Source organism: Edaphobacter lichenicola, assembly GCF_014201315.1.
Taxonomy (GTDB): domain Bacteria; phylum Acidobacteriota; class Terriglobia; order Terriglobales; family Acidobacteriaceae; genus Edaphobacter; species Edaphobacter lichenicola_B.
On the sequence record NZ_JACHDY010000001.1, the window covers coordinates 1,068,364 to 1,094,938 of the forward strand.

27 protein-coding genes are annotated in these 26,575 nt (G+C 59.7%); 10 read left to right on the plus strand and 17 right to left on the minus strand.

Annotated elements, in window-relative coordinates:
* Positions 1–25 precede the first annotated feature (25 nt).
* Entirely contained in the window at positions 26–898 is an 873-nt protein-coding gene (locus tag HDF09_RS04465) for a DUF92 domain-containing protein (protein WP_183761992.1), read from the plus strand.
* Between the two features lie 265 nt (positions 899–1,163).
* On the opposite strand, the gene HDF09_RS04470 is transcribed toward HDF09_RS04465, so the two are convergent.
* Together HDF09_RS04470 and HDF09_RS04475 are read right to left on the minus strand one after the other, a co-directional pair.
* Complete coding sequence (locus HDF09_RS04470) at positions 1,164–1,838, minus strand: YdcF family protein (protein WP_183761995.1); 675 nt, start codon at positions 1,836–1,838, stop codon at positions 1,164–1,166.
* Between the two features lie 131 nt (positions 1,839–1,969).
* Positions 1,970–2,614: an L-threonylcarbamoyladenylate synthase gene (locus HDF09_RS04475; RefSeq protein ID WP_183761998.1), complete on the minus strand. Its 645-nt coding sequence runs from the start codon at positions 2,612–2,614 to the stop codon at positions 1,970–1,972.
* 143 nt (positions 2,615–2,757) lie between these two features.
* Here HDF09_RS04475 and HDF09_RS04480 point away from each other — a divergent pair, with 143 nt between their 5' ends.
* From HDF09_RS04480 to HDF09_RS04490, 3 genes are all read left to right on the plus strand, one after another.
* The gene (locus HDF09_RS04480; RefSeq protein ID WP_260180914.1) at positions 2,758–3,552 is read left to right on the plus strand and encodes a TrmH family RNA methyltransferase; all 795 of its coding nucleotides are present in this window, start codon (positions 2,758–2,760) and stop codon (positions 3,550–3,552) included.
* Between the two features lie 125 nt (positions 3,553–3,677).
* Complete coding sequence (locus HDF09_RS04485; RefSeq protein ID WP_183762001.1) at positions 3,678–5,033, plus strand: replication-associated recombination protein A; 1,356 nt, start codon at positions 3,678–3,680, stop codon at positions 5,031–5,033.
* A gap of 51 nt (positions 5,034–5,084) precedes the next feature.
* Positions 5,085–5,540, plus strand: coding sequence for a VOC family protein (locus HDF09_RS04490; protein WP_183762004.1), 456 nt, complete (start codon positions 5,085–5,087; stop codon positions 5,538–5,540).
* A 20-nt stretch (positions 5,541–5,560) separates the two neighbouring features.
* Here the strand turns inward: HDF09_RS04490 and HDF09_RS04495 are convergent, their stop codons facing one another.
* The 8 genes from HDF09_RS04495 to lnt all read right to left on the minus strand — a co-directional run bounded on the left by HDF09_RS04495 (position 5,561) and on the right by lnt (position 13,813).
* A complete protein-coding gene (locus HDF09_RS04495; protein ID WP_260180916.1) occupies positions 5,561–6,169 on the minus strand; it encodes a redoxin domain-containing protein in 609 nt (202 codons plus the stop codon).
* Between the two features lie 148 nt (positions 6,170–6,317).
* Positions 6,318–6,737, minus strand: coding sequence for a YybH family protein (locus HDF09_RS04500; RefSeq protein WP_183762021.1), 420 nt, complete (start codon positions 6,735–6,737; stop codon positions 6,318–6,320).
* Complete coding sequence (locus tag HDF09_RS04505) at positions 6,734–8,839, minus strand: protein-disulfide reductase DsbD family protein (RefSeq protein WP_183762024.1); 2,106 nt, start codon at positions 8,837–8,839, stop codon at positions 6,734–6,736. The genes HDF09_RS04500 and HDF09_RS04505 overlap by 4 nt, the downstream gene beginning before the upstream one ends.
* 37 nt (positions 8,840–8,876) lie before the next feature.
* A complete protein-coding gene (locus HDF09_RS04510) occupies positions 8,877–9,299 on the minus strand; it encodes a CoA-binding protein (protein WP_183762027.1) in 423 nt (140 codons plus the stop codon).
* A 29-nt stretch (positions 9,300–9,328) separates the two neighbouring features.
* On the minus strand, positions 9,329–9,850 hold the full coding sequence (locus tag HDF09_RS04515) for a DinB family protein (RefSeq protein ID WP_183762030.1): 522 nt from the start codon (positions 9,848–9,850) through the stop codon (positions 9,329–9,331).
* A gap of 450 nt (positions 9,851–10,300) precedes the next feature.
* A protein-coding gene (gene prfB / locus HDF09_RS04520; protein ID WP_183762034.1) for a peptide chain release factor 2 occupies positions 10,301–11,432 on the minus strand; the annotation gives its coding sequence in 2 pieces (ribosomal slippage) (positions 10,301–11,362 and positions 11,364–11,432; 1,131 coding nt in all).
* 54 nt (positions 11,433–11,486) lie between these two features.
* On the minus strand, positions 11,487–12,089 hold the full coding sequence (locus tag HDF09_RS04525; RefSeq protein WP_183762037.1) for a hypothetical protein: 603 nt from the start codon (positions 12,087–12,089) through the stop codon (positions 11,487–11,489).
* Positions 12,090–12,142: 53 nt separating this feature from the next.
* Positions 12,143–13,813 carry an apolipoprotein N-acyltransferase gene (lnt, locus tag HDF09_RS04530; protein WP_260180917.1) on the minus strand — a complete coding sequence of 557 codons (1,671 nt, stop codon included), beginning with the start codon at positions 13,811–13,813 and terminating at the stop codon, positions 12,143–12,145.
* A 68-nt stretch (positions 13,814–13,881) separates the two neighbouring features.
* Between lnt and HDF09_RS04535 the strand changes: the two genes are divergently transcribed.
* The 3 genes from HDF09_RS04535 to HDF09_RS04545 all read left to right on the plus strand — a co-directional run bounded on the left by HDF09_RS04535 (position 13,882) and on the right by HDF09_RS04545 (position 16,937).
* On the plus strand, positions 13,882–14,019 hold the full coding sequence (locus tag HDF09_RS04535) for a hypothetical protein (RefSeq protein ID WP_183762040.1): 138 nt from the start codon (positions 13,882–13,884) through the stop codon (positions 14,017–14,019).
* Between the two features lie 143 nt (positions 14,020–14,162).
* A complete protein-coding gene (locus HDF09_RS04540; RefSeq protein ID WP_183762044.1) occupies positions 14,163–16,562 on the plus strand; it encodes an APC family permease in 2,400 nt (799 codons plus the stop codon).
* 117 nt (positions 16,563–16,679) lie between these two features.
* Positions 16,680–16,937 carry a hypothetical protein gene (locus HDF09_RS04545; RefSeq protein ID WP_183762047.1) on the plus strand — a complete coding sequence of 86 codons (258 nt, stop codon included), beginning with the start codon at positions 16,680–16,682 and terminating at the stop codon, positions 16,935–16,937.
* A 112-nt stretch (positions 16,938–17,049) separates the two neighbouring features.
* On the opposite strand, the gene HDF09_RS04550 is transcribed toward HDF09_RS04545, so the two are convergent.
* Positions 17,050–17,592 (minus strand): class I SAM-dependent methyltransferase, encoded by a 543-nt coding sequence (locus tag HDF09_RS04550; protein ID WP_183762049.1) that lies wholly within the window; start codon positions 17,590–17,592, stop codon positions 17,050–17,052.
* A 118-nt stretch (positions 17,593–17,710) separates the two neighbouring features.
* Positions 17,711–18,133 carry a bactofilin family protein gene (locus tag HDF09_RS04555; RefSeq protein ID WP_183762052.1) on the minus strand — a complete coding sequence of 141 codons (423 nt, stop codon included), beginning with the start codon at positions 18,131–18,133 and terminating at the stop codon, positions 17,711–17,713.
* Between the two features lie 228 nt (positions 18,134–18,361).
* Between HDF09_RS04555 and HDF09_RS04560 the strand changes: the two genes are divergently transcribed.
* A complete protein-coding gene (locus tag HDF09_RS04560; RefSeq protein ID WP_183762055.1) occupies positions 18,362–19,255 on the plus strand; it encodes a hypothetical protein in 894 nt (297 codons plus the stop codon).
* Between the two features lie 6 nt (positions 19,256–19,261).
* Here HDF09_RS04560 and menC read toward each other — a convergent pair whose 3' ends face one another.
* The 3 genes from menC to mazG form a co-directional block, all read right to left on the minus strand.
* Positions 19,262–20,392: an o-succinylbenzoate synthase gene (gene menC / locus HDF09_RS04565; RefSeq protein ID WP_183762057.1), complete on the minus strand. Its 1,131-nt coding sequence runs from the start codon at positions 20,390–20,392 to the stop codon at positions 19,262–19,264.
* An 89-nt stretch (positions 20,393–20,481) separates the two neighbouring features.
* A complete protein-coding gene (locus tag HDF09_RS04570) occupies positions 20,482–21,249 on the minus strand; it encodes a GNAT family N-acetyltransferase (RefSeq protein ID WP_183763352.1) in 768 nt (255 codons plus the stop codon).
* Positions 21,246–22,109, minus strand: a complete 864-nt coding sequence (gene mazG / locus HDF09_RS04575) for a nucleoside triphosphate pyrophosphohydrolase (protein ID WP_183762060.1) — start codon at positions 22,107–22,109, stop codon at positions 21,246–21,248. Before mazG ends, HDF09_RS04570 begins: the two co-directional genes overlap by 4 nt.
* Positions 22,110–22,207: 98 nt before the next feature.
* On the opposite strand from mazG, the gene HDF09_RS04580 reads away from it, so the two are divergent.
* Complete coding sequence (locus HDF09_RS04580; RefSeq protein WP_183763355.1) at positions 22,208–22,426, plus strand: DUF3311 domain-containing protein; 219 nt, start codon at positions 22,208–22,210, stop codon at positions 22,424–22,426.
* A 120-nt stretch (positions 22,427–22,546) separates the two neighbouring features.
* Here HDF09_RS04580 and HDF09_RS04585 read toward each other — a convergent pair whose 3' ends face one another.
* On the minus strand, positions 22,547–23,284 hold the full coding sequence (locus HDF09_RS04585; protein ID WP_260180918.1) for an OmpA family protein: 738 nt from the start codon (positions 23,282–23,284) through the stop codon (positions 22,547–22,549).
* A 290-nt stretch (positions 23,285–23,574) separates the two neighbouring features.
* Here HDF09_RS04585 and uvrC point away from each other — a divergent pair, with 290 nt between their 5' ends.
* The gene (gene uvrC, locus HDF09_RS04590) at positions 23,575–25,569 is read left to right on the plus strand and encodes an excinuclease ABC subunit UvrC (RefSeq protein ID WP_183762066.1); all 1,995 of its coding nucleotides are present in this window, start codon (positions 23,575–23,577) and stop codon (positions 25,567–25,569) included.
* Between the two features lie 2 nt (positions 25,570–25,571).
* On the opposite strand, the gene ypfJ is transcribed toward uvrC, so the two are convergent.
* Positions 25,572–26,486, minus strand: a complete 915-nt coding sequence (gene ypfJ / locus HDF09_RS04595) for a KPN_02809 family neutral zinc metallopeptidase (RefSeq protein WP_183762069.1) — start codon at positions 26,484–26,486, stop codon at positions 25,572–25,574.
* Positions 26,487–26,575 lie beyond the last annotated feature (89 nt).

A 26,575-nucleotide genomic window follows, 5' to 3' on the forward strand; every position in this document is an offset into this window, starting at 1 on the left:
AATCACGGAATGGCATGAGGTTGGGATGGGCGAGGAAATACAAGTTTCCGCGAGAGATTCGCAGAGAGAGGCGCACTGGGCAAAGGCGATTCCGCGGGCTCGGGACCGTTGGCAGTCGAGGTGGCTGGTCAGGGTGGTGACTCCGCTGCTTGTGCTGGGGGCGGTAAAGGCTTGCGTTTCGACGGTTGCGGCGGGTTCGGTGCGGTCGCTTCTCTTCCCGGTCGGGTTCAGCGTGGGGTTCGCCGGGTTGGTGTGGATGCTGCGATCGGCTACGCTGCCGGCGGCCGGGGTGGGACTGCTGGTGTGTCTGATTGCGGCGCTGGTGGTGAGAGTGCCGGGCGGTTTGGGATTTTTTGTGAGGCCTGCGCTGTGTGCTTTGATTGCGCTGTTTGTGCTCACCTTCGTCGCGACTCGATTTGGCAGGCGGAGAAAAGGGGCGCGCGGTCTGGCGGAGGCTCGAAGCGGAAGGCGCGCTTCGCAGGTGGTGGCGAACCTTGGAGTCGCAGCGTTGTGCGCGGCGGTTGGATGGTATGGTTGGTGCCTGGCGGCGCTGGCGGAGGCTACGGCGGATACGATGTCCTCCGAGATTGGGCAGGCGCTGGGTGGGCCGACGTGGTTGATCACGAAGTTTAGACGAGTGCCGGCGGGAAGAGATGGGGGGGTGAGCGTTGCGGGGAGTTTGAGCGGGGTGGTGGGTGCGGGGGTGGTGGTGTTGGTGGGTTCGAATATGGTTGCGAACCGGCGGGAGATGGTTGTTGTGCTTGTTTCAGCGTGCGCCGGGTTAGTTTTTGACAGCTTTCTTGGCGCGACTGTCGAGGAGCGCGGATGGTTGGGGAACGACCTGGTTAATTTTGCGTCAACGTTGTTTGCTGCAGGGGTGGCTTGGTTGTGGCTGTGAGCAAGTCGGGGGCTCGTTCATAAGAAGCGCGGATTGGGCTTCTGCAAATTGAACACCAAATACGGGGGTCTCTCCACTACGCAACCGACGGTGAATCTGTCGATTGCTTCGGTCGAGATGACGGAGTGTGTGAGTTAGGAAGAAAAGGCAACCGCAGATCCCTACAGGATTGACAACAAAAAGGACAGGCAACGACACGGGACAAGCAACGACAGGGGCAAGAGCAGACCCCTTCGGGGATGACACCAAGAAAGGCAACAGCAAGCTAGACTTCGGGTTTGCCTTCGAGCCAGCTGTGCAGGAAGGCTACGTTGATGTTGAGGCGGAGGGCCGTGTAGCTGATGATCTCGTGCACGTAGCGCATGGTGAGGTCGTAGTTGCTGATGTGGCCGAGCGAGGGGCGGGGCGAGGTGTAGACGTCGAGGCCGGCGTCCTGGCAGAGCTGGCGGATGCGGAAGAGATGAGTGCCGTCGGAGACGACGACGATGTGGTGGAGATTGTTCTCGTGGGCGATGGCGGCGAGGCGGTGGACCTGCTGCTCGGTGTCGATGGAGCGGGTCTCGGCGATGATGTTGGCGAAGGGAATGCCGTTGGCGAGGAGGTAGTCGCGGCCTACTCCGCCTTCGGTGTTGCCGGAGTCCTTGTCGGTGCCGCCGCCGAGGGTGATGACGAGCGGGGCGATCTGTTTGCGGTAGAGCTCGACGGCGTGATCGAGGCGGGCGTGGAGAACGGGGGAGGGGTGGCCGAGGTACTCTGCTGCTCCGAAGACGGCGATGGCGTCGGCTGGCTGGGCGTTGTCCTGGCTGGCGACGGTGTCGATCTGCACATAGACCCAGATGCACCACGCTGTGGCGATGAGGAGCAAGAGCCCGAGGACGCGGCGGAGGAAGAGACCGCGTGTGGTGCTTCTGCTGCGCAGATTGGATTGAGGCGCGATCATGTTTTTCCAGAGAGCGTGCGAAGGCCCAAGGCTATGCCAGAGAGTTCAACTTTTGCATCGAGCTAGTCTACAGGGTCGGAGCTGTGAGGCTCGACGCAAAAGTTGTCGAGGCGCAGGTTGAGAGCAAATCGTTAGTGCTGGAGGGCGAGTGCGATCTCGTGGGTGGGGATGGCTCCTTCGCGGAGGATCATCCAGGAGTTGCCGCCGCCGGAGAGGTCGACGATGGTGGTGGCGGTGGTGCGGGCGGTGGGGCCGCCGTCGACGATGAGGGGGATCTTGTCGCCGAGCTGCTCGCGGACGCCGGTGGCGTAGGCGCACTCGGGGTGGCCGGCGAGGTTGGCGGAAGTTGCGGTGATGGGAAGGCCGAGGCGGGTGACGACGGCGCGGGGGATGGCGGCTTCGGGGACGCGGAGGGCGAGGTTGCCGGTGTTGGCGGTGACGCGGAGGGGGAGCCTGGAGCCTGCTTTGACGACGATGGTGAGCGGGCCGGGCCAGAACTTTTCGGCGAGGCGGTCGAAGGCGGAGTCGAGCTGGCGGGCGATCTCGTAGGCCTGGGCCACCTCGGCTATGAGGAGCGAGAGAGGCTTGTGGCGGGCGCGGGCTTTGAGGTCGTAGATGCGGTCGACGGCCTGGAGATTGACGGGGTCGACGGCGAGGCCGTAGAAGGTGTCGGTGGGGAGGGCGACAACGTTGCCGTTGTTGAGGCTGGCGACGACGTAGTCGATGAGCGCTGGTTCGGGCTCGTCGGGATGGATGCGGAGTGTTTCGGCCGTCAAATCTGGCTCCTGTGCCGGTTAGTCCGTCCGCTTGGGCCGGGTGCTGCTGGTGATGCCGCAGACTCGCACCTTAGCATACCGCCTCTGCGGGCTCAAGGACAGCGGAGCGGGTGGAGACGGCGGACGGCGTAAGATTTGAGGAGATGCAGACTTCGGAGCTGGTGGTTTCGAGCAGGGCAAATGCGCGGGTGAAGCAGCTGCGGGCGGCGTTTCAGGGCCATGCGCGGTTGAGTGGCGGGATGGTCGCGATTGAAGGGGATCATCTGCTGGAAGAGGCTCTGCGAAGCGGCATGGTGCTGAAGAGTGTGTTTGTGAGTGAGCAGCGGGCGGTGCCGGGGATCGTGCCGCGTGGGGTAGAGGTGCTGCGACTGACGGAAGAGGTGTTCGGGAGCGTGGTGGAGACACAGTCGCCGCAGGGGGTGGCTGCGTTGATGGTGCCTCCGGTTAGGACTTTGGCGGATGTTTTTGAAGGTTCAGGGGCGGCTTTGATTTTGATTACGGTGGGGTTGCAGGATCCGGGGAATCTGGGGACGCTGGTGCGGTCGGCGGAGGCGTTTGGCGCGAGTGGGGTGTTGACGACGCCGGGAACTGTGAGTGCGTGGAACCAGAAGGCGCTGCGGGCTAGTGTGGGGAGTGTGTTTCGTGTGCCGGTGGTTGGGGTGACTGCTGGGGAGGTTGCGGAGTTGAAGGGGCGTGGGGTTCGGTTGATTGCTGCTGTGGGGGCGGATGATTTTGGGGTGGTGGCGGCGCAGGAGATGGATTTTACTGCGGCTTGTGCTGTGATGATTGGGAATGAAGGAAGCGGGCTGGCAGCCGAGTGGATGGAGATGTGTGATGCGCGGGTGACGATTCCCTGCCCTGGGCCGGTGGAGAGTTTGAATGCGGCGGTGGCTGGGTCGCTGCTGTTGTATGAGGCGAGTCGGCAGAGGAGTGGCTGATGTGTGTCCGATGTGGCAGAACGAGCGACAGCAAAGGCGAAATGCGGGGGTCTCTCCACTGCGGCGGCAAAGTGCGCCGCCTCCGGTCGAGATGACGGCGATTTTGCAGGGAGTGAGGGAGTGGGATGAGTTTGTTTGATGCTAGTCCGATGAGTGCTCCGGCTGAGCGTGGTAGGCAGACGCCGCTGGCGGAGAGGATGCGGCCGCGGACGCTTGCGGAGTATGTCGGGCAGGATCATCTGCTGGGGCCAGGGAAGCCGCTGCGGCTGGCGATTGAAGGGGATGATCCGACGTCGATGATCTTCTGGGGGCCTCCGGGGACTGGGAAGACTACGCTGGCGAAGATTATTGCGCAGATGACGCAGGCTAGTTTTATTGAGTTCTCTGCGGTGTTGAGTGGGATCAAAGAGATCAAGAACGTGATGGTGGAGGCCGAGAAGGCTGCTAGTTTTGGATCGCGAACGATTTTGTTTGTCGATGAGATTCACCGGTTCAACAAGGCGCAGCAGGATGCGTTTCTGCCGTATGTGGAGCGGGGGACGATCCGGTTGATCGGGGCGACGACGGAGAATCCATCGTTTGAGATTAATGCGGCGCTGCTGTCGCGGTGCAGGGTTTATACGCTGGTGGCGTTGACTGAGGAGCAGATTGTGGGACTGCTGCGTCGCGCGCTGGTGGATGTTGAACGTGGGTTGGGAGCGAGTGGCGTTGAAGCGGATGAGGAGGCGCTGGCTACGATTGCTTCCTACTCGAGTGGAGATGCTCGGAATGCTCTGAATGCGCTGGATGTGGCGGCGAAGCTTGCTGTCTCTCTAGAACCAGGGGGGCGCGGGGAAAAGCTGATCACGAAGGCGCTCGCGGCGGAGGCTTTGCAGCGTCGTGTGCTGCTGTATGACAAGAAGGGCGAGCAGCACTACGACATTATTTCGGCGCTGCATAAGAGTGTGAGGAACTCGGACCCGGATGCGGCGATGTACTGGCTGGGTCGGATGCTGGAGGCTGGCGAAGATCCGATGTACTGCGCGCGGCGGATTGTGCGGATGGCGGTGGAGGATATTGGGCTGGCGGCTCCGGAGGCGCTGAATCTTTGTTTGAGCGCGCGGGATGCGATGCACTTTCTGGGGCATCCGGAGGGAGAGCTGGCGTTGGCGCAGGCGGTGGTTTATCTGGCGCTGGCTCCTAAGTCGAATGCGGTTTATACGGCTTATGGTGCGGTGAAGGCGGATATTGAAGCGACGGCGGCGGAGCCGGTGCCGCTGCATCTGCGGAATGCGCCGACGAAGTTGATGAAGTCGCTCGACTACGGCAAGGACTATCAGTACGCGCATGATGTGGAGGGGCGCGTGGCGGATATGGAGTGCCTGCCGGCGGGGTTGGCGGGGCGGCGCTACTATCATCCGACCAATGAAGGACGGGAGAAGCTGCTGGCGCAGCGGATGGAGGAGATTTCACGGATCAAGGGACGAAAGCGGGAGCCGTAACGTGATAAGTTATCTCGGTTCCCGGATCATTCAGTCTCTTGAGGTGCTCGCATGGAATCCTATCCTCCGCTTATCCCCTATCTGGTTGTTCGCGACGCCGCGGCAGCGATCGATTTTTACAAGAATGCCCTGGGGGCGATGGAGATCGTGCGACATCACATGCCGGAGTCAACCAAAATTACCCATGCCCATCTTGTCATCGGTGATGGAAGCATCATGCTTTCGGATGATTTCCCCGAGATGAGGGGAGGCAAAGCGTCGACCCCCGAGGCCCTGGGCGGGTCTCCGGTGACGATCCATCTGCAGATGAACGATGTGGATCGGTTCTGGAAGCGTGCGGTGGAGCATGGTGTGATTGTGACGATGCCGCTGGCCGACCAGTTCTGGGGCGACCGTTACGGGCAATTTCAGGACCCGTTCGGGCATAAGTGGTCGGTGGGGCACACGAAGATTTCGCTGAGCGAAGACCAGTTGAAAGAGGCTGCGCGGGTTTGGTTCAAGATTTAGTTTGCTTCTTCTGCTTCGTCCTAGTGGGCGTATTTGACGGAGCAGCCGTAGGGGCGGGTGCTTTCGACCTGCAACGGTTTGCCGGCCATGGCGGCGGTTAGCGTTTCGTTGAGGTAGTTGCGTGCGCCTTTGAGGTCTTCCTGGTCTGTGGTTGGCTTGTCGTCGATGGCTCCCTGATAGATGAGCTTGCCGGTGGGGTCGACGACGAAGATGTGCGGCGTGGTTTTGGCTCCGTAGAGGCGGCCGATGGCGCCGTCGGGATCGAGGATTGCGGCGGTGGGCGCAGCGTGCATGGTCTTGAGGTAGGTGTTCTCTTCCGATGGAGTGACGTAGCCCTGCTGGCCGGGCGCGGAGGAGATGACGGAGAGCCAGATGACGCCTTTGGCGGTCCAGTCGCGTTGTTGCGACTCTATGCTGCCGCTGAGGTAGTGTTTGCGGTCGTAGGGACAGCCCTGGTTGGCCCACTCGAGCACGACGAACTTGCCGCGGTATTCGGAGAGTTTGTGCTGGGCACCGTTGGAGTCGATGCCGCGGAAGTCGGGGGCTGGTGTGCCGGGGACTACGGCGAATGCGGGTAGGCTGATGAGGAAGATGAGGGCGATAAGTTTGCGTTGGGGCTTGATGTTCAACGGAGCACCTCCACGACTGCGGATGGCCATTTCGAGGCCAGCAAACGAGGCCAGCAGACAGTGATGCGGGATTCGCCAGACCTTGGGTGGTTAGACGCTGGCGTATTGAAGATGTGTTGGATTCGTTCGATTTCAGGGAACGCGGTGACTAGACAAGGGTTAAGAGGTTGGCGTCGCGCCAGATGCGCCATTGGCCGTCGGAGCCGCGGCGGAGGGCGGTGAGGACGTTGCCGGCGTGCTTGCGGGTCTGGCCGCCTTCGACGGGAGTGAAGGAGACTTCGAGAAGGTTCCAGCAGAGGGCGAGGTCGCCGCTGATGGTGATCTCCTGCACGTTGGAGCGGCAGGTGAGATGGACCATCGCGATCATGGCGGAGAAGGCTTCGGCGAACTGCTTGCGGCGCATGGGCGCGCTGCCGGTGGTGAGGAAGATTACGTCGTCGGTCATCAGCTGCATCTGGGCGGTGAGGTCTCCGGCTTCGGAGGCTTCGCCCCAGGCGTCGAGGAGGGTGCGGATCTTCTGCTCGTCGGATGGATCTTCTTGATCTGCGGTGGGCAGCTGCGAGGTCATGGCTTCACGTCCTTTTCGAGGGCGGTGAGGACGATGTCTTTGGTGAGGAGTTCGGGGAGGACGTCGGCGGAGGAGTTCTTCATCGCGGGATAGATGACGTAGGTGGGGACGCCGCTGCGGTTGACCGAGGCGAGTTGCTTGGTGATCTCGGGGTCGTACTGGGTCCAGTCGGCTTTGAGGAGGGTGACGTTATTTTTGCGGAACTGTTGCTGGACATCGGCGGATTTGAGGACGGCGCGCTCGTTGACCTGGCAGCTGAGGCACCAGGCGGCCGTGAAGTCGATGAAGACGGGATGGCCGGCGGCGCGGGCTTGATCGAGGGCTTGTTGGGAGTAGGGCGCCCAGACGAGCGTGGTGTCCTTTGGTTGATAGAGGGGGATGGCCAGGCCGAGGGCGGCGATGACAAGGGCTGCGATGGCGCTTTTCCAGCTTGCGGGCCATTTGCCGAGAGCCCAGCCTGCGATGGCGAGAGCGAGGAAGCACCAGAGGAGACGGGCGAGGTGATCGACACCCTGACTGTTGCCGCTATGGAGGTTGCCGTAGACCCAGGCGAGCCAGATGGCAGTACCGAAGAGAGGGACGGCGGTGAGCTGCTTGAGGATCTCCATCCATGCGCCGGGACGTGGGAGGATGCGGGTCCATGCGGGTTGGAAGCTGAGAAGGAGATAGGGTGTGGCGAGGCCTAGGCCGAGGGCGGTGAAGACGGCGAAGGTGACTCCGGCGGGTTGTGCGAGGGCGAAGCCGATGGCTGCTCCCATGAGCGGTGCGGTGCAGGGTGTAGCGACGATGGTGGCGAGGACTCCGGTGAAGAAGCTACCGGTGTAGCCCTGCTTCTGCGCGAGGCCGCCGCCTACGCTGGTGAGGGAGAGGCCGAGGTCGAACTGTCCGGCGAGCGAGAGGGCGAAGAAGAAGAGGCCGGCGGCGAGGACTGCGATGAAGGTTGGGGATTGAAGCTGGAAGCCCCATCCGGCCTGACTGCCGGTGGCGCGGAGGATGAGCAGTACGGCGACGATGATCCAGAAGGAGACGAGGATACCGAGGGTGTAGACGATGCCGTGGCTGCGGAGGCGGCTGCGCTCTTCGCCGGAGGACTGCACGAGGGCGAGGCCTTTGAGGAAGAGGACCGGGAAGACGCAGGGCATCAGGTTGAGGATGATGCCGCCAACGAAGGCGAGGCCGATGGCGCTGAGGGTGGTGACGCTGCTGGTGGCCGGGGCTCCGGGGAGTTTGCTGCCGGGTGCGGGAGCAACTTCGCCGGCGGTTACGGGGGCGGTGATCTCGTAGGCTTCGGTGTCGGAGAGCTTGAGGACGCCGTGGAGCTGGGTGGGGAGAGTTTTGAGATCGTCGGAGCGATGGACTCGGAGGCGAACACCGTCGGAGGTGGGCTCGATCTGCTGCGGTGCGGCGTTGGCGATCTGATCCTGATCGGAGGGATAGAACTCGGCGTTAGTCTCGCGGCCCCCGGTGACGAGGTTGAAGACGAAGTCGGTCTTGCCGCCGGTGATGGTGAGCTTCGCGTCGGCGGGTAGGGGCTTGGGGATGAGGGTGAGAGCTTCGCCGATGGCGCCGACGGGTTGTACCGGAGCGGCTCCGGGGGCGACATTGAGGTTGAGGCCGAGGTGCGCCTTGCCGGGAATGCAAACCTCGCGGCAGACGAGCCAGTTGATCTTGGCGTCGAGATGGATGGGGCCGGGCTTGAGGGTGCTGGCGGCGGCGAGCTGGACCGGGAAGGCTACCTCGTCTTCGTAGCCGAAGTCCATGAGCGGGCCGAGCGGGAGGCGGCTGGGGATGGGAAAGAGCATCGGGCCGGCGGTGATGCCTTCGGGGAGGGTCCAGGTAATTTTGGGTGGCTCGCCGGAGTCGCCGGCGTTGATCCAGTAGACATGCCAGTGCTCTTCGAGGGTGAGGACGAGGCCGACCTGAAGGGTGCCGCCGGGGGCGATACTCGGGGAGAGAGAGACGAGTTCGGCGGTGAGATGCTGGGCTTTGACGGGGCCGGGGCCGCCGTCGCCGACGACCTGAAGCTGGGCGTGCGCGGGTGTGAAAAACAAGGAGGCGCAGGCGAGGAGCAGGAAGGCGGAGAGTTTGCGTACGTTATTCATTCAGTTCCAATTGTAGGGGTTCGGAGGTGGAGTGTTGTCATCTGGGTGTCTGGTGGAGGTGTTCGACCATGATGCAGCGATCCATGATGACGTGGATTCCTGCAGCTTCGGCACGGGAGGCGGCCTCGAGGTTGACGATTCCCTGCTGGACCCAGAGGTTAGGGAGGTTGAGCTGGATCATCTCGTCAACGATGGCGGGGATGAACCTTGGCAGGCGGAAGACGTCGACTATATCTGGTTTGATGGGGAGGTCGGAGAGCGACGCGTAGGACTTTTCGCCGAGGACCTGGGGGATGGAGGGGTTGATGGGGTAGAGCTTGTAGCCGTGCTGCTGCATGTAGGCGGAGACGTAGTGGCTGGGCCTGGAAGGGTCTTCCGAGAGGCCGATGACTGCGATGGTGCGTGGGTTCTCTTTGGCGGTGGCGCCTAACATGCTGCGGATGATCTCTGGTTCGTTCATTTTTGTTTTGAGGGCCTCTACGTCAGAGTCTATTTGGGCCATGCGCCTAAAAGACGGCGGATGACGAGCAGTTCGCCGAGATGGTAGGCGTTGTGGTCGGCGACGAGGAGAGCCTCGCGGAGTAGATTCTGGCCATCGCCCCAGCGGAAGGGCTTGTAGAGGTCGGAGCTGGGATTTTCGATCAGCGATTGGAAGTGTTCGGCGTCGGAGCGGATTGCTGCGATGCACTGGTCCCAGGCGTTGGTGGCGGGTGGCTGGGGGGATTTGGGCCAGTACTCGTCTGGCCACTTCATGCCGTGATAGCCGCCGGTGGGAGGCGCGGAGAAGTTGAGTATGTCGCGCTGGGTGATGCGGAGGTGATCGAGGATCTGCCAGGCGGAGTAGGGGAGGTTGGGTGGGACAGTGCCGCGGAGACTGGCTGGAAAGTCGTTGATGACTTCGTCGAAGGTGGCGTGGGCCTGACCGCCGTGGAGAAGGGCGATCAACTGTTGGCGCAGGGGTGCTTGTTCGTCGGGCGTCTTCTTTTTTTCTGCCGGCTTGGTTGCGCTCATCTTTCGATTTGCCTCCAGGGTGCTGTCTGTTGGATGCGGCGGGGGCGGCAGAGTTACATCGGTCCGCGGGGGGGTGGGGCTGTTGCGTAGTCGTTGGGAGGTTTTTTTGTTTTGTGGTGGTTTTTGTGTTTTTGCGGGGGTTTTGAGGAAAAGGGGTGTTTTGCTGTGGTGATTTTGTGGTGAAGAGGTGGTGGATTGTGTCGTAGACGTGGTGGGTTAGCATCCACTTTTTTGTTGGCTGGGAGTACGACACACTTTTTGGATTTATTTTTGGGAGGGGCTTTGCCGGACTGAGACTGGCTGGGTGGAGTGGGAAAGAGATAACTTGCAACGGCAACGGCAACCGCAGATCCCCTTCGGGGATGACAACAAGAAACGCAAGTGCAACGACAAATGCAAAGACAAATGCAAAGCCACTGGACCCTGAATGTTGCGGCTCCAGTTGAAGGATCAGGTGAGGTCTTCGTCTGCGGCTTCGGCTGGGAAGTTGCCCTCGCGGCGCATGCGGAGGTAGCCGCGGATGAAGGGCTCGAGGTCGCCGTCGAGGACCTTGTCTACGTCGCCCACTTCGACCCGGGTACGCAGGTCCTTTGCCATGCGATAGGGCTGCAGGACGTAGCTGCGGATCTGCGAGCCGAATTTGATGTCGAGCTTTGAGTCTTCGAGTTTGCGGGCGGTGGCCTTCTTCTTGTCGAGCTCGTACTCGTAGAGCTTGGAGCGCATCATCTTCATGGCGCGCTCCTTGTTCTTGTGCTGGGAGCGCTCGTTCTGGCAGCCGGTGACGAGGCCGGTGGGGATGTGGGTAATGCGAACTGCGGAGTCGGTGGTGTTGACGTGCTGGCCGCCTTTGCCGCCGGAGCGGTAGGTGTCGATGCGGAGGTCTTCGGGCTTGATGTCGATAACGATGGTGTCGTCGATCTCGGGCGAGACGAAGACTGAGGCAAAGCTAGTGTGGCGGCGCTTGGCCGAGTCGAAGGGGGAGATGCGGACCAGCCTATGAACCCCCGTCTCTCCACTTAACAGCCCGAACGCAAAGTCGCCGGTGATGGTGAAGGTGGCGGATTTAATGCCGGCCTCGTCGCCGTCCTGAATCTCGTTGATCTCGACCTTGAAGCTCTGGCGCTCGCCCCAGCGGATGTACATGCGCATGAGCATCTCGGCCCAGTCCTGACTCTCGGTTCCGCCGGCGCCGGGGTGCACGGTGACGATCGCGTTGAGGGGATCGGTCTCTTCCGAGAGCATGGTCTTGGATTCGAGCTCTTCGGCGAAGGTAAGCAGGGCGGGGATCTCGCGGGCGAGGTCGGGTTCGGTACTCTCGCCTTCGCGGGCGAGGTCGAAGTAGGCTTCGATGTCGTCGGACCGGCGGGCTAGTTCGGCATCGTCGACGAGGAGGGTTTCGAGGCGTTTGCGCTCGCGCATGAGGGGCTGGGAGCGCGAGGCGTCGGCCCAGACGGTGGGGTCGGCTATCTTCTCTTCAATGATGGAGAGTTCGCGGCTGAGTCTGGAGGAGTCAAAGATACTCCCGCAGAGCGCGCACTTTGTCGCGGACCGGGGAGTAGGAGTATTCGAGATCAGAGAGCATATGTTTTCGATTCTATTGCATTCTAGTGGCGGGGTTGGATGCGACGCGTTTCCTTTAGCTCTGCCATTCACCGCAAGATCGTTTCGACCGACTCCAGTGACCGTTCCGAAGTTCGTAGATCACAATTCCCCCGTGCCCACATAACTTTCCGCATTGAAAACTAAAGTTCAACGCAGCAAGCCGATGGGTGTGGTCAAAGATAACCTCAGACATGCTCATGAGCCCAGCGTCAATTGCGGCTTGAACAGCGCTATCCAAGTCCTCTCTCCGCTGCATGAAGTCGCCCACCTGAGCGACTTTGTATTTCTCTGGATTCACTAAATGAATGCGATCATTTGCAAGTTGATCGGCAAACTGATGCACCTCCATTGCGCGGCTATCCTTAGGAAAATTTCTTAGACAACCATGTAAATCATCTTTGTCGGGCAGAAATGGGTCGGTGACGTTGGCTACATTGAGAGTCACCTTTGAGTCTCCTTGGTATCCGGTCAGAAAAGCGTTGTAAACCGCCTTCTGCTCTGCTGTCAGAGGCTTGGTCGATACTTTGGGCGGGGTAGTTTCTTGCGCCAAGGCAACCGTAAGAAAGCAACATGCTAAGAAAGGAGAAATGAAGCGAACGATCGCGCGCAATGAAACCATGTTATGTAAGGACACCATGGCAATCCAATAGGTTCCATTCGGATACCGGTGGAGGGCCTTGTGAACTCGACCTAAAGCGTACCGGCTGATGTTCGGCGGCCGAGGCAATAACCCAGGGCGAGCGTGGTGAGGAAGGCGCAGGCATAGGCGAAGAGATCGCCGTGGGCGGCGTAAAAGGTGAGGTCGTGCTCGTAGCCGAAGTGGACGCGCAGGCTGGAGCGCAGGTGGCGCGGGAGAGCCGTGATGACGTGACCGTAGGGGTTGATGGATGCGGTGACGCCGGTGTTGGTGGCGCGAAGGACCCAGCGGTGATTTTCGATGGCGCGCATGCGGACCATGTTGAGGTGCTGCCAGGCGGCGCTGGTGTCGCCGTACCAGCCGTCGTTGGAGATGTTGATGAGAACGTCGGCGCCGTGCTGGGAGAGCTGGCGGATCTCGTCGCCGAAGATGGACTCGTAACAGATGAAGACGCCGTAGGTGTGTCCTCCGGTGGAGAAGACGGTGCGCTGGGCCCCGGGGGCGAAGGTGCCTACTTCGTTGAGGAGATTTTTTGCGAAGAAGAAGAGGTCTTTGAAGGGGACGTACTCGCCGAAGGGGACGAGGTGCATCTTGTCGTAGTGGCCATCGAAGGTGCCGTCGGCGTTGATGAAGGAGGCGCGGTTGTACGGGGTGTAGCCGGATTTATTTGTGGGGCTGGGCTCGAAGCCGATGTTGCCGACGATGACGGGGGCTTGTGCGGAGCGGGCTAAGGCGGACATCGCGTTGCGGAACTGTGGGTCTATGTCTTCAAAGGGTGCGGGAGATTCGGGCCAGACGATGAGGTTGGTCGCGATGGGAGGGTTGGCGTCGGACTCTTCTTCGTCGCGAGGGCGGACGAGGTAGAGGGTCTGAGTGTCGCGGAGTTCGGGGGTGCCGAGGAGGAATCTTCTTGACGGATGGCGGCTGAGATAGGAGAAGGAGTCGAGGAACTGCTGGGTTGTCGGTTGCGGGCCGGTGTTGGCGGCGCCGACTTCGAGATTTTCCTGGACGAGGGTGGCGGTTGCGGTGGTGGAGGTCGGCTTCGGGTTGGCAATGAGGCGAAGGCCGAGGATGTAGACGACGATGATGAGGACGCCAGCGATGGTGAGCGCGGGACGGGTGTAGCGGCGCTCGCGGAGGCGGATGCGAACCAGCCAGAGGGCGTTGACTGCGGCGATGACGAACGAGAGGCCGTAGGCTCCGGTGATGGGAGCGAGGCGGGTGAGCAGGGGGTTGTCGACCTGGGCGATGCCGAGAAGATCCCATGGGAGGCCGGTAATGCGGGCGCGGGCGAGTTCGACGGCGACCCACGCGAACGGGACGAACACCAGCGCAGACTGACGGCCGAAGTGACTTCGGAATGCCGCTAGGATGGCTCCGAAGAGGGCGTGATAGAGACCGAGGTAGAGGCAGAAGAGGATGAGAATGCCGGCGGCGATGGGCTTGGCGAGGCCGCCGTAGAGATACATGGTCTGGTAGATCCAGTAGCAGTTGCCCATGTACCAGAGGAAGCCGCAGAGATAACCGATGGCGGCGCCCTGACGGATGGTAAGTGGGTTGTTGTTCTTGTCGTTGGCGAGAGTTGCCCAGAGGAGAGGAAGAAGTGCGATCCAGCAGAAGGTGGTTCGCCAGACAGGGACGGGCCCTGCGATGGGAAAGGGCAAAACCTGAAGAATGCCGGAGAGAACGGCCATGGCCCAAAGTCGCAGGGGGATAAGTCGCATCGCGTCTGAAGTCTAACATTGAGCTGACAATTTCCAGTTAGTTTTCAGCCAGTTGAGAGATACAATGGATGCGCATGGATTTCGTCATTCATCTCGTTGCAAAGGTTGTTGTCCCGCTTTTTTTTCTTGGGATGGCGGGGTCCGCAGTCGTGATCGTGGTGAGTTTCGCGGAAGATTTGAAGGAGTTGCTGGGGGATGAAGAATAGCTGCCAGCGGCGGAAGCGGGATTGTAATCTGCTCTTGCCGGTGGGTGTTGGCAGTGTTCCACTTAAGGTGGGGGAGTGGCCGTCGAACATGCTGAAGTTATTCAGTGTCGCTGGCTGTTCGGGTTATCAAACAGCAAACCATAATGGGATCTAAACAGACGATCACTAAGCCGCAATCGAACCGCGTCCGCCTGGTCGTGGCGTCGTCGGTGATGCTTACTTTTATTTCGTTCTGGCGAGCGGCGGCGATCGTCCTGAACGACCTGGGGTCATCGGCGTTCTACGCTGGCGGCATCGCGGAGGAGGCGGTGGGCAAGGCTGCGCCGTGGTTCATTCTGGGCGTGATGCTGTTCAGCTTCGCGGTGCGTGCGGTGTATGTCGAGAGCTGCAGCATGTTTACGCGCGGCGGCGTGTACCGGATTGTGAAGGAGGCGCTGGGCGGAACGTTTGCGAAGCTGAGTGTCTCGGCCCTGATGTTCGACTACATTCTGACGGGGCCGATCTCAGGCGTCTCCGCCGGGCAATACATTGTCGGTTTGCTGAATGAGGTATTGCGGCTTTGTGCGGCGCACCATTGGGCTGTCAAGTTGGTGCTGCATCCCAGCGGCTCGGCTCGGCAGTTGCCGGTGGATGGAACTTCCGCCGCGATTGCGGGACTTATCACCATCTACTTCTGGTGGCAGAACACGAAGGGGATTGAGGAGTCGAGCGACAAGGCTCTGAAGGTGATGAAGATCACGACGGTGATGGTTGTGATTCTGCTTACGTGGGGGATTTTTTCGGCGATTCATGTGGGGGCACATCTTCCGCCGTGGCCTACGCCGGACAATCTTCATTTCAGCAACGACGCTCTGGGGTTTTTGAAGCACACGGGATTCATGCGGTCGCTGGGGTTGTTCGGTGTGCTGATGGCGTTTGGACACTCGGTGCTGGCGATGAGCGGCGAGGAGTCGCTGGCCCAGGTAAACCGCGAGATTGAACATCCGAAGCTGAAGAATTTGAAGCGCGCAGCGATCGTAATTGCGATCTACAGCTTCATCTTTACGGGTATCGGCACGCTGCTGGCCGTAATGCTGATTCCGGACACGGTGCGGGTGCCGGTCTATCGCGATAACCTGATCGCGGGGATGGCGATGTTTATGGTGGGGCCGCTGGCGGTGCGGATCGGGTTCCGCGTCTTTGTGGTGATCGTGGGATTCCTGATTCTTGGCGGGGCAGTCAATACGGCGATCGTGGGTTCGACCGGCGTACTGATGCGGGTGGCTGAGGATGGGGTCCTGTCGGACTGGTTTCGTAAGCCGCAGAGGAAATATGGGACCAGTTATCGAATTGTGAACCTGGTTGCAGGGCTGCAGGTGTTCACGATTCTTGTAACTCGGGGCAACGTGATCATGCTGGGCGAGGCCTATGCGTTTGGCGTGATCTGGAGCTTCACCTTCAATGCTCTGGCGATGCTGGTCCTGCGGTGGAAGTACAAGGGCGAACGCGGCTGGAAGGTGCCGCTCAATATTCGGATCGGGAAGACAGAGATTCCTCTGGGACTACTTTGTGTCTTCCTGGTGCTGCTTACTACAGCAATTGTGAATTTATTTACAAAGTCGGTAGCTACGGTAAGTGGAATTATCTTTGCGGCGGCCTTCTTTGTAATTTTTTCTCTCTCGGAGAGGGATAACAAGCGTCGTCACGATCTAACCACGAGACAGATGAAAGAACACTTTCAGCTGGAGCATCAGGATAATGTGGGGCGTGAGGCGTTGGATATTCGTCCGGGGGCGGTGGTGGTGACGATGCGCGACTCGGCCGCACCGTTTGCGCTGAAGTGGGCTTTGACGCATACCAATACGGACGATCAGGACCTGGTGGTGCTGGCTGCTCGAATGATGGGCGCGGGCGGACCGGAGTATGTCGACGCGTCGGAGCAGTTATTCAGCGAACACGAGCAGATGTTATTTACCAAGGCTGTGTCTGTCGCCGAAAGCTTCGGGAAGCATATTTCGTTGCTGGTAGTTCCCGCGGGAGATATCTTTTCGGCGCTAGTGCAGACGGCTAACTCGCTGGATGCAGCGGCGGTGGTCTCCGGACTATCGACCAAGCTTACTGCCGAGGAGCAGGCTTACCACGTTGGCCAGGCGTGGGAGGCGCTGCCTGAGCCGAAGCGGCAATTTACTTTTTATGTCGTCAAACCGGATGGCGAGTCACTCAGCTTTCACATCGGTCCTCATGCCCCTACGATCGAACCGCACGAAGTACAGCTGGTGCATCGTCTGTGGCTCAACATTCGGCGTGCGCCGGATATGCAGGATCTGCACCACAGCGACATACTCGCCTATGCTTTGACCCGCATGGCGACTGAGTTTGCGCGTGACAAACAAGGAACGCTGAAGGATCTGCAAAGGTGCATTGACGAGTCGCATCATCGTCGCGGGCTGGGGGGCTCGCGGCACGAAGAGTTGGATGAAGCTGGACCTGGGTATGCGATCCGCGCTCAGAAGACAGCACCTAGAACGGAAGAAGATAACGTCGCTGCCGCTAAAACGAAATAGCCTGACGAGTTACTTATTGTTTGCATCGGGTTAGTTGCTTCTGTATCGTCATGAGGTGGCAATAAAAAAATTGGTCCTACGAGTAACTCGACCTGATGAGGCCACTGGAGGTAACACGTGGAAGTTAGCCGTATAATTGCCGAGATAGATGCCCAGATCGTAAAGCTCCAGCAAGCTCGCGCGCTACTGGCTGGGACGACGGCAACGACAAAGCGCACAGGCCCTGGCCGTCCCAAAGGCAGCAAAAACACCGCTGCAACGGCAGCAGCAACGGCCCCTCGCAAACGCAAGTTGAGCCCCGAGGGCCGCAAACGAATCGCCGACGCGATGAAGAAGCGTTGGGCCGAGCGCCGGAAGCAAAATGCAAAGGGATAAATTTCCGGAAGATTTCCTGTAAAAAAAGCGAAGGCGCCTCCAGTCGGGGCGCCTTCATCTTTTTGCTCTGGACGGCTGTGGTGATGCCTAACCTGCAGGATTGGCCGCAAGCTTAGCGGGTGATAATGACCTCTCGCAGGCTGTCTTTGGCAAGGAAGAATCGGAAGTTACTAAATTCACTAAACAGGTTTTCGATCTTGCGATTGTTGAAGATGTTGAGCAGAGGGTAGTTTCCTGCACGCTGCATCTCGACTACATCGGTATCGGTCAGATGATAGCGACAAAAGAAGGTCTCCGGGCTGCTTGTCTGGTGAAAGAAGGCGAGCATGAGGCCGCCAGGCTGTAGAACTTTGTGGATGCGGGCCAGCACAGGCGCTATCAAAGGTTCGGGCAAATAGTCCGCCGTGTCCCAAAAGATGACGACGTCGAAGACGCGGCCCGAAAAATTGAGATTGCTTTCGAGAAATCGATCGACATCGAACCTGGGTTCCTGCCCGTCTTCGCCGGGAGTGAGCCACTCCGGCTTTGAGGCCTCATCTACGACGCTCGCCATATAGATGCTGTGGCCCAGGCTGGTGATGTAGTTGATGTTGGTGGACGAGGTAGGTCCGATGTCGAGGATACGCAGAGATTCCTGCGACTGCAGGTGCTTCAATAACTCTTTCCACCCGCTGGAGTGACGCGGGATACGACCGGTGTCGCCACCTCGTTGAGTGCTTGTACTATCGCTACCGCCGAAAAGGCTGCGCATGAGCCCGCTTCCCTTTCTGGTTCTATGCCTGTGGTTGAGTGAAGAGAGGAGCGCCGGACTCGACTGGCGCGGAGTGCGTTGCGGCAGGAGTGGAAGACTTGGACTTTGCTTCGGAGTTGCCTTTGAGTTCGACGCTTCCCTTCAGGACCGCGCTCTCTTCGATGCAGAGTCGGCCGGCCAGGATGTCTCCGTTGACGATCGCCGACTGACGGAGGTCGACGCGCCCCGTGGCTTGAACGTTGCCGGTAAGATGACCGAATACGGTAACGTCGCGGACGTTGATATCGGCCCGTACGCGCGCGTTGGGTCCAATGGTTAAGCCGCTCTCTTTGAGAGTGATGGTTCCTTCGATGTCTCCGTCGATGTAAAGGTCTTCCTCGCCGGAGAGTTCTCCTCGAATGACGACCGACTTACCGATGACGGTGGAACCCTCTGCTGGTTTCATAAGCGTTTTGTTCTCCCTTGAGGTCGTGCCTGCTACACATGCACCTTGCCCGAACTATACCCAAGCTCATGCCGGGAGGCAAACCGCGAATACTTTGTCCCCCTTCGTGAGTCAATAAGAAGAACCATAGAATGGGGAGATGAGAGGTGTGGATTGGTAAGAGGTACCGTGGACACATGCGAGGCAGCTTCAGTCAGCAAGCCCCGATTCATGGCAGTTTCTGGGCAAATGAGGTCACGGAAGCGGAACTTCTCTGGATATCTTCTGTTCCTGGTGGCCGCGGTGGGAGGGGTCGCCAGTGCACAGAACGCCACTACGACGAAAGATGTAGAGGAAGCGACCCTGCAGTCGATACCGGCTCGCTCCTGGATAGTCGACGCAGCGAAGAATGAGTTGGAAGCGCTGCATCACACAGACTCTTACCTGCGGTATCGCACGCACACGGTGAGCGAGAAGGGCGACATGGTTCGCGACGTGGTTGAGAGTAAAGACGGGACTGTGGCGCGGCTGATTATGAGGGACGGAAAACCGCTGACGGAGGAGCAGGATCAGGGCGAGCGGCAGAGGCTGAACGACATGATCGCGTCGCCTTCGGCCTACTTCAGGCATGTTCGGAATGGCGAGTCGGACCGGAGGCTGGCAGACAAGTTAGTGCCTCTGATGCCGGATGCGGCGATTTACACCTACACGCCCGGGCAGCCGCAATCGGGCAAGAACGGCGGGGCACCGGAGGTCGTGATCGACTACAAGCCAAACCCGAAGTTCAATCCGCCAAGTACTGAGGCCCAGGCGTTGACTGGGCTTGAGGGGAGAGTCTGGATCGATGCCAGGTCGCATTGTCTGGTTCGCATGGAAGGGACGATCTCGCGGGGGGTGAACTTCGGCTGGGGCATGCTGGCTCATATCTATCCGGGAGGCAAACTGATGTTGGATCAGACCAGCGTTGGGGAGAATCGATGGATCTTCACTTACTTTTCGATGAAGCTGAGCGTGAGAGCGCTGATATTGAAGACGGTAAACGTGCATACCGAGTCGACGGCCAACGACTTCCAGAAGCTTGGGCCGATGAGCTATCAGGATGCTATTCGGATGATGCTGGCTACGCCGCTGCCGGACCGGTAGGGCGAATCACGCGGTTACGCGAGCCTTGGCATTGAGGGTCTGCCGGCGTACGGTGAGGGACTCGATGCGGTCGCGCTGGACTTCGAAGCCTCTGCCGATCGTCGTGGGCACCGTGATCTCTCCGCATGCGCTGACGGTAACTTCTGGCTCGATGATGTCCTGCGCCCAGTAGCGGCTAGAGGCGGAGACGTCGCCGGGAAGCGAGAAGTTAGGCAGAGAGGAGAGGGCGATATTGTGGGATCGGCCGATGCCGGTCTCCAGCATGCCGCCGCACCAGACCGGGATGGCGCGCTCTTCTGCCGCGTTATGAACGGCGATGGCCTCGCTGAATCCGCCGACGCGGCCGACTTTGATGTTGATGATGCGACAGGACTCCATGTCGATGGCGGCGAGAGCGTCGCGGCGATTGCGGATGGATTCGTCCAGGCAGATTGAGGTTAAGAGGCGCTTCTGCAGCATGGAGTGGAAGTAGAAGTCGTCGTACCAGAGAGGCTGCTCGATCATGAGCAGATTGAATCGATCCCATTCGACGATGTCTTCCAGGTCCTTCATGCGATAGGCGGAGTTGGCGTCGCAGCTGAGAGTGATGTCGGGCCATCGTTTGCGGACCGCTTCGAAGATGCTGACATCCCAGCCGGGCTTGCACTTCAGCTTGATGCGCTGGTAGCCGGCGGCGAGTTCGGCGGCGATCTTATCCATCAGGTGGGCGGGCGAGGGCTGGATGCCGATCGAGACTCCGCAGGGAATGACGTCGCGGGTTCCGCCGAGGAGTTCAGCCAGCGAGACGCGTTTGGCCTGCGCTTCGAGGTCCCAGACAGCGTTTTCGAGCGCGGCTTTGGCCATGCGATGGCCGCGGACCTGCCGGAAGATGTCCGGACAACTGCCGCCACGTTCCACAGTGGCTTCGAGCAGACGAGGGGCAAGTTCCGACTCGGTGATGAGCCAGGCGGTGTCGATGGTCTCGTCGCTGAAGTAAGGGTGTTCGCCGGCGACGCACTCGCCCCACCCGGTGAGGCCGTCGGATTCGAGTTCGACGAGAAGGATGCGGCGGCTGGTGGTGAGGCCGAAGCTGGTCTCGAAGGGATGAGCTAGCGGCAGGTTGATCTCGCGGAGATGAATCGCGTCGATGTTGAGCATGTGCAGTCCTGTCTTTCCGAGTTGCTGGATCGTAGCGGGTCTGTTGGGCGTGGCTCAGTGAAATTGTACTGCGATCATGGGCTGATATGTCAGATCTCTGAGGCGTTCTTCCAGGGACCGAGGAGGAAGGTGCCGTTGCCCTGGGGGTCGCGTTCGTATCCAACCACGGCCAACCCGCGCTGAAAGGCCGATTCGAGGGCCGTTCGGTTGTTGCTCTGCAGGTTTCTGGCGAGGCTTCGTTGCTGAGCGTCCCGCTTCCATTGGTAGATGGTGTGGGGGACCGTGATGCGTTCGAGGATCTGTTGCGGCTGCGGCTCGCCTCGCAGCAAATCAACGACGTGGCGGGAGCGCAGCCACCACTCCGCGTAGAGCCTGTCGGTGGGCAGGCCACCCTGCAGCGGGGAGGAGGAGGGCCCGTAGAAGTCTGCCTGATAGCGCCGAACGATCGCGCCGAGCCGGTTGATGTTGAGATGCGAGTTCCTGATCTCGAGGGGATCGAAGGTCCACTCCATCAGATCGATGCCGCGAGCGATGGCGTCGTCGCGCTGGGCGAGCTTGAGGCGGCGACCGATGCCGGCGTTGCGGTACTGGGGGAGGACGGCGAGCATGTGGGAGTGGAGATAAGACTTGCCGTCGCGGTAGCCGGGCAGGGACATGGCGAATCCGACGAGGGTCTCGCCGTCGAAGGCTCCCAACACCTGGCCTCCGATGCGCTGGGCGACGACGAAGACACGGCGAGGGATGACGTCGCCGTCGCTGTAGCCCCAGACTTCAAGCTGGAGGACGACGCAGCGCTCAAAGTGTTCGAGGCTGTTGAGGGATTGAATGGAGATGGCTGTGTGAGGGCTGGCGTTCATGACCTTGTCGGCTCGGTGGCGGCGTTCTTCGCCTGGTTCCATAGTATTTCGAGCTGGTCGGGGCTGGAGGCGGCCAGAGCGGCGCTGTCGCCCGCGGCAGACTCCATTGCGGCGAAGCGACGGCGAAACTTCGCGTTCGTAACACGTAGCGCGGATTCGGGGTCGACCTTGAGGTGTCGGGCGAGGTTGACGGCCGTGAAGAGAATGTCGCCTAGCTCCGCTTCGATCGCGGTCGTGGAGCTGGCGGTCGAGGAGGGATTCAGTTCGGACTTGAGTTCGCCGATCTCCTCGTGCAGCTTGTCGAAGAGTCCGTCTGCATTGGGCCAGTCAAATCCTACTTTTGCTGCGCGGGAGCCTAGTTTGCCCGCTTCCATCAGGGCGGGCATCGAGCGAGGGATCTCGTCGAGCATGGATGTTTGCGAAGTTTGCGCTGATGCGGATGCTTTCTTTTCGGTCTGTTTGATCTGCTCCCAGTTGCGCAGAACGGCGTTAGAATCAGTGGCCTCAACGTCGCCGAAGATGTGGGGATGACGGCGAATCAGCTTGGCGTTCAGATTTTCCGCTACATCCTGGATGGTGAAGTAGCCGGCCTCGGAGGCCATCTGGGCGTAGAAGAGCACCTGGAGGAGGAGATCTCCGAGTTCGTCCTTTAAATCGGGCCAGGCGCGGCGCTCGATCGCATCGAAGACCTCGTAGGTTTCCTCGAGGGTGTGACGCTTGATGGAGTCGAAGGTCTGCTCGCGGTCCCAGGGGCAGCCACTCGGAGCGCGCAGGCGGGCCATGATCGCTACGGCCTCAGCAATCGGGTCCGTGGCAGAGGCGACCTCTTGCGGGAGATTCTCGGGGATAGGCTCAGGCATATCTTCTATCTTCAACTTTACCCGATGACTTCTATCTATGACTTGGTTGATGACATGGGCTTCCGGACTCGAAGTAAATGCATTATCCTTTGCAGGATATGGTGCCAGAGACAGAAGCGAACGCGAAACCAAGAACCCGCAGGAGCCGCTGGGTGCTCCTGCTTTTACTACCTTATCTTGGGCTGTGTTTCCCCTTAGTGTATGCGCGTTCCACGCCTGAGCTCTGGGGATTTCCGTTCTTCTACTGGTATCAATTCGTCTGGGTCATGTTGGCATCCGGGCTGTTGGCGATCGTCTATCGCAAACTCAAGACATAGGCGTTCTGCACCAAATCACCTCGAGGCATTTCCAAGCAGGCATGGCAAAAACGAACGCGCCGACAATAACATCGGCGCGCGTTAGGCTGGTTCTATTGCGTTGACTTCGAGCGGAGCTGATTACATCTGGCCGTTCGGTTTGGTGGAGGCAGCCGTGCTCGGCTGGTCGCTGTTCATGTTTGTCATCAGCTTGATGTCGACTCGACGATTCTTCGCCCGGCCGGCGGCTGTGCTGTCACTGGCGACCTGCTGATCTTTGCCGATGCCGATCAGGTAGAACTTATGGGGCGGGATGTTGTACTTCGATGCCAGGTAGTTGACGACCGCGTCGGCGCGATGCTGGCTGAGCTGATAGTTATAGGTCGCGTCACCAACTGAGTCCGTTCCACCGGTCACTTCAAGAATGTAACCGCGAGTGTTGGTGAGGTTTGCCGCCAGGTCATCGAGCTGCTTCTTGTCAGACGCAGAGAGAACATACTTGTCGAAGGCGAAGGTGACACTCACGTCGGAGATCTGCTTGTAGTTGTCCAGGTTGGCTACGACGCCGCTGAGGCTGTCGACCCGGTTATAGGCTTCCTTCGCGGACTGGTTAGCCGTATCGGCGGACTGGCCTGCTGCGAGGGCGTGCTGATCAGCGGTGTTCGCCGCAGATTGTGCACCGGCGATTCCGGTCTTGGCCCGCTCGTCCGTATCGACGATATTGCGATGATCGGCAGCAGTCTTGGTATCCAGATCATTGGTCTGCTGGATGATGGGAGCGGTCTGGGAGCGAACGTAGTTTTTCGTCGAGCAGCCGACCGTGAAGGCGAGGGCAAGAGCACTGGCAAATACGGCGGTGCAGGCAGATTTAATCTTCATATCTCTCTCGTTATTGGATCTCATTCTTTCCACTCTCCTGGTAGTAGTGCTGCAACAGACCAAACTACAGCGGTTAATAAGATGCAATCAGGGTGCCAAAAATATGCCTGCAAGTAGGCTATTTCTTTTCAATCAGTTATCGCAATCAGCAGACCCCACCGATGCGAGCGTTTGTTGGGAAGCGGGAACTTTTGATCAGCTGTCGCGTCAAATCTACTGAGCAAAGATATGCACACTGCGGGCTCAGTAAAGCTGCGTCTACACTGAGATGCGGGCTCTGATACCAGGCGATGGATCTTCATCAGAAAATTCGAACTCTCCCCACCCAGCCAGGCTGCTATCTCTATAAAAATGCCGAGGGCGAGGTTATCTACGTCGGTAAGGCGAAGAACCTTCGTGCACGGGTGCGCTCGTATTTTCTGGAGGCGTCGCAGGCTAATGCCAAGACCGGCACCCTGATGCGCGAGGCAGTCGATGTGGAGTACATTACGGTCGCCAATGAGCACGAGGCGCTGGCGTTGGAGAACAACCTCATCAAGCAGAAGAAGCCCCGCTTCAACATTCTGCTGCGCGATGACAAGACCTATCCGTATATCAAGCTGACGATGAACGACCGCTACCCGAAGGTCTTCGTGACACGCAGGTTGCGCAAAGACGGCGGGGCCTACTATGGTCCCTATTTTCCGGGAAATCTGGCCTATCGGCTGGTGGATCTGATCCATCGCAGCTTTCTGATTCCAAGCTGCAAGGTTGACCTGTCGCGATATCATCCGCGGGCTTGCCTGCAGTACTACATCAAACGCTGCCTGGGGCCCTGCCTGGAGGGACTGACCACACCTGACGCTTACCGCGAGACCATACGGGACGTGCAGCTCTTTCTGGAGGGGAGGCCGAACGAGCTTGAGCAGTCGCTGACGAAGCGGATGGAGGCGGCGGCAGGGGCAGAGCAGTTTGAGATGGCTGCGCGGCTGCGAGATCAGATCGTTACCGTCCACCAGATGCAGGATAAACAGCGCATGGCGAGCGCCGACAATGAGGACGCCGACGTCTTTGGCTACCACTTTGAGAACGAGATGCTCGCGGTAAACCTGTTCCACATGCGAAGCGGGAAGATCGTGGACCGGCGCGATTTCTTCTGGGAGGATCTGCCGGAGTCCCTGCTGGATGCGGCGACGGAGACCGTCTCGGAGGTGGATGAGTTGGAGGCATTGCCTCGCATGGAGCCAGACCCTGCAGCGCCGGCGCCTGAGATCGGCGAGGGTATCGCCATCGTGCAACATGCGGCGGTGTCGGAGCTGGGAGGCTCGTTCAGTGCCGGAGTGTTTTTCTCTGCGCTTCTGAAGCAGCTTTATCTCGATCAGAGTTATGTACCGCGATCGATTCTCGTGCCCGTTGAATTTCCTGACCGAATGCTGTTGGCCGAGGCGCTGACGGAGAGAACTGGGAAGCGAATCGAGATTCTTGCGCCGCAACGTGGCGAGAAGCGATCCCTCGTCGATCTTGTCTGTCAGAACGCGAAGCAGTCGTATGATCAGCGGTTCCGCGTGCTGCAGCCTGGGATGAAGGCGATCCAGGAGGCGCTGCAGGATGCGCTCACGCTCGAAGAACTGCCGCGTCGGATCGAGTGCTTCGACATCTCGCACATTCAAGGCGCAGAGACGGTGGCCTCCATGGTGGTGTGGGAGGACGGCGCGATGAAGAAGTCCGACTACCGGAAGTTTCAGGTAAAGACAGTTTCGGGCGTCGACGATTTCGCGAGCATGCGCGAGGTCATTCAGCGTCGCTATAAACGATTGCAGGAAGATAAGAAGCCCTTCCCTTCCCTGATTCTGATCGATGGAGGACTAGGGCAGCTTCACGCGGCGTATTCGGCGCTTGAAGAGATCGGCATTACGCTGCAGCCCCTGGCTTCGATCGCCAAGAAGGAAGAGATCATCTACGTGTATGGGCAGGAGAATGAGCCGGTGGTGCTGGACCGGCGGTCTCCCGTGCTGCACCTGATGCAGAAGATTCGCGACGAGAGCCATCGGTTCGCTGTGACTTATCACCGCAAGCGACGCCAGATGCGCGACCGCGACAGTGAGTTGCTATCGATACCCGGCGTTGGGCCAAGAACTCGTCAACGATTGATCGAACACTTCGGCAGCGTTCGCGGGATCAAGCAGGCTGGCCCTGATGCGTTGACCGCAGTCGTGAATGCCGCAACGGCTGAGCGCATTCGTAGCTACTTCGCGGCTGAGGCATCTGGCAATGCGGTGCTGCCCGTGTTGAACGAAGCTTCCTGAGATTATTCGGCGCTGTCGGCGGGCGGAACAGCACCACCGAATTTGAAGGTGTTGCAGGCTGCGATGGTTCCCTGCTGGAATCCGCGTTTGAACCAGCCGACGCGTTGCGCAGACGATCCATGGGTGAAGCTCTCCGGGCTCACCGTTCCTCGCTCCAGGCGTTGTATATGGTCGTCGCCGACCGCGGCCGCTGCCTGCAGACCGGCTGTGATGTCGGAGTCGTGAACGATATTGCGCTGCGCTGTGCTGTGCGCCCATACGCCCGCGAAACAGTCCGCCTGGAGTTCAAGATCGACCGAGAGGCGATTCCTCTCCGATGGATTTTGACCTGATAGCTGGCGCACTTTGCCTTCGATTCCGAGGAGATCCTGCACGTGGTGGCCTAGCTCATGAGCGATGACGTAAGCCTGTGCAAACTCCGCATTGCTGCCCCCGAGGCGTTTTAGCTCATCCCAAAAACTAAGGTCGACGTAGACCTTCTCATCCGCCGGACAGTAGAACGGTCCGCTCTGCGACTGTGCTGTGCCACAGCCGGAATAAGTGCGACCGCGAAAGAGCACGAGCGTGGAGCGCTGGTAGTTTCTTCCCGTCTGCGTGGGCAGGAGCTTGGTCCAAGTATTCTGCACATCGTCCAATGTCCAGGAGACAAGCTGCGCCGCCTTCTTCTCCTGCGGCGATTCAGTAGTCGGAGGCCGGTTGGCTGCGGAAGGCGCGCTTTGTTGCGTGGACGGCGATGCACTGTGGCCGGAGAGATAACTGCCTATATAGTTGCGGCCCGTGACCAAACTGACGACAAGCAGGATCAAAAAACCGACGATCCCTATCCCGCCTCCGCCAAAGCTTCCGCCACCGCCTCCGGAAGAACCACGTCTGTCTTCAATGTCGCCACTGAGTCCGCCGCCAGGTGTCCAATCCATAGTTCACTCCAGTTGGTGCGTCTCCATCTTATAAGTAAGATCTTTAATTTAATCGCACTCGAGTCAGGTTTTCTCACCAATTTACTTGC

What these genes read in the sequence shown, in the direction of transcription:
- HDF09_RS04515 (WP_183762030.1), bottom strand. Translation starts at nt 9,850, where the DNA reads ATGAGCGCAACCAAGCCGGCAGAAAAAAAGAAGACGCCCGACGAACAA.
- HDF09_RS04525 (WP_183762037.1), bottom strand. Translation starts at nt 12,089, where the DNA reads ATGGTGTCCTTACATAACATGGTTTCATTGCGCGCGATCGTTCGCTTC.
- HDF09_RS04500 (WP_183762021.1), bottom strand. Translation starts at nt 6,737, where the DNA reads ATGACCTCGCAGCTGCCCACCGCAGATCAAGAAGATCCATCCGACGAG.
- lnt (WP_260180917.1), bottom strand. Translation starts at nt 13,813, where the DNA reads ATGCGACTTATCCCCCTGCGACTTTGGGCCATGGCCGTTCTCTCCGGC.
- mazG (WP_183762060.1), bottom strand. Translation starts at nt 22,109, where the DNA reads ATGCCTGAGCCTATCCCCGAGAATCTCCCGCAAGAGGTCGCCTCTGCC.
- HDF09_RS04465 (WP_183761992.1), top strand. Translation starts at nt 26, where the DNA reads ATGGGCGAGGAAATACAAGTTTCCGCGAGAGATTCGCAGAGAGAGGCG.
- HDF09_RS04570 (WP_183763352.1), bottom strand. Translation starts at nt 21,249, where the DNA reads ATGAACGCCAGCCCTCACACAGCCATCTCCATTCAATCCCTCAACAGC.
- HDF09_RS04485 (WP_183762001.1), top strand. Translation starts at nt 3,678, where the DNA reads ATGAGTTTGTTTGATGCTAGTCCGATGAGTGCTCCGGCTGAGCGTGGT.
- HDF09_RS04510 (WP_183762027.1), bottom strand. Translation starts at nt 9,299, where the DNA reads ATGAACGAACCAGAGATCATCCGCAGCATGTTAGGCGCCACCGCCAAA.
- HDF09_RS04480 (WP_260180914.1), top strand. Translation starts at nt 2,758, where the DNA reads ATGCAGACTTCGGAGCTGGTGGTTTCGAGCAGGGCAAATGCGCGGGTG.
- HDF09_RS04580 (WP_183763355.1), top strand. Translation starts at nt 22,208, where the DNA reads ATGGTGCCAGAGACAGAAGCGAACGCGAAACCAAGAACCCGCAGGAGC.
- menC (WP_183762057.1), bottom strand. Translation starts at nt 20,392, where the DNA reads ATGCTCAACATCGACGCGATTCATCTCCGCGAGATCAACCTGCCGCTA.
- HDF09_RS04540 (WP_183762044.1), top strand. Translation starts at nt 14,163, where the DNA reads ATGGGATCTAAACAGACGATCACTAAGCCGCAATCGAACCGCGTCCGC.
- HDF09_RS04490 (WP_183762004.1), top strand. Translation starts at nt 5,085, where the DNA reads ATGGAATCCTATCCTCCGCTTATCCCCTATCTGGTTGTTCGCGACGCC.
- ypfJ (WP_183762069.1), bottom strand. Translation starts at nt 26,486, where the DNA reads ATGGATTGGACACCTGGCGGCGGACTCAGTGGCGACATTGAAGACAGA.
- HDF09_RS04560 (WP_183762055.1), top strand. Translation starts at nt 18,362, where the DNA reads ATGAGGTCACGGAAGCGGAACTTCTCTGGATATCTTCTGTTCCTGGTG.
- HDF09_RS04585 (WP_260180918.1), bottom strand. Translation starts at nt 23,284, where the DNA reads ATGAAGATTAAATCTGCCTGCACCGCCGTATTTGCCAGTGCTCTTGCC.
- HDF09_RS04470 (WP_183761995.1), bottom strand. Translation starts at nt 1,838, where the DNA reads ATGATCGCGCCTCAATCCAATCTGCGCAGCAGAAGCACCACACGCGGT.
- HDF09_RS04535 (WP_183762040.1), top strand. Translation starts at nt 13,882, where the DNA reads ATGCGCATGGATTTCGTCATTCATCTCGTTGCAAAGGTTGTTGTCCCG.
- HDF09_RS04505 (WP_183762024.1), bottom strand. Translation starts at nt 8,839, where the DNA reads ATGAATAACGTACGCAAACTCTCCGCCTTCCTGCTCCTCGCCTGCGCC.
- HDF09_RS04555 (WP_183762052.1), bottom strand. Translation starts at nt 18,133, where the DNA reads ATGAAACCAGCAGAGGGTTCCACCGTCATCGGTAAGTCGGTCGTCATT.
- uvrC (WP_183762066.1), top strand. Translation starts at nt 23,575, where the DNA reads ATGGATCTTCATCAGAAAATTCGAACTCTCCCCACCCAGCCAGGCTGC.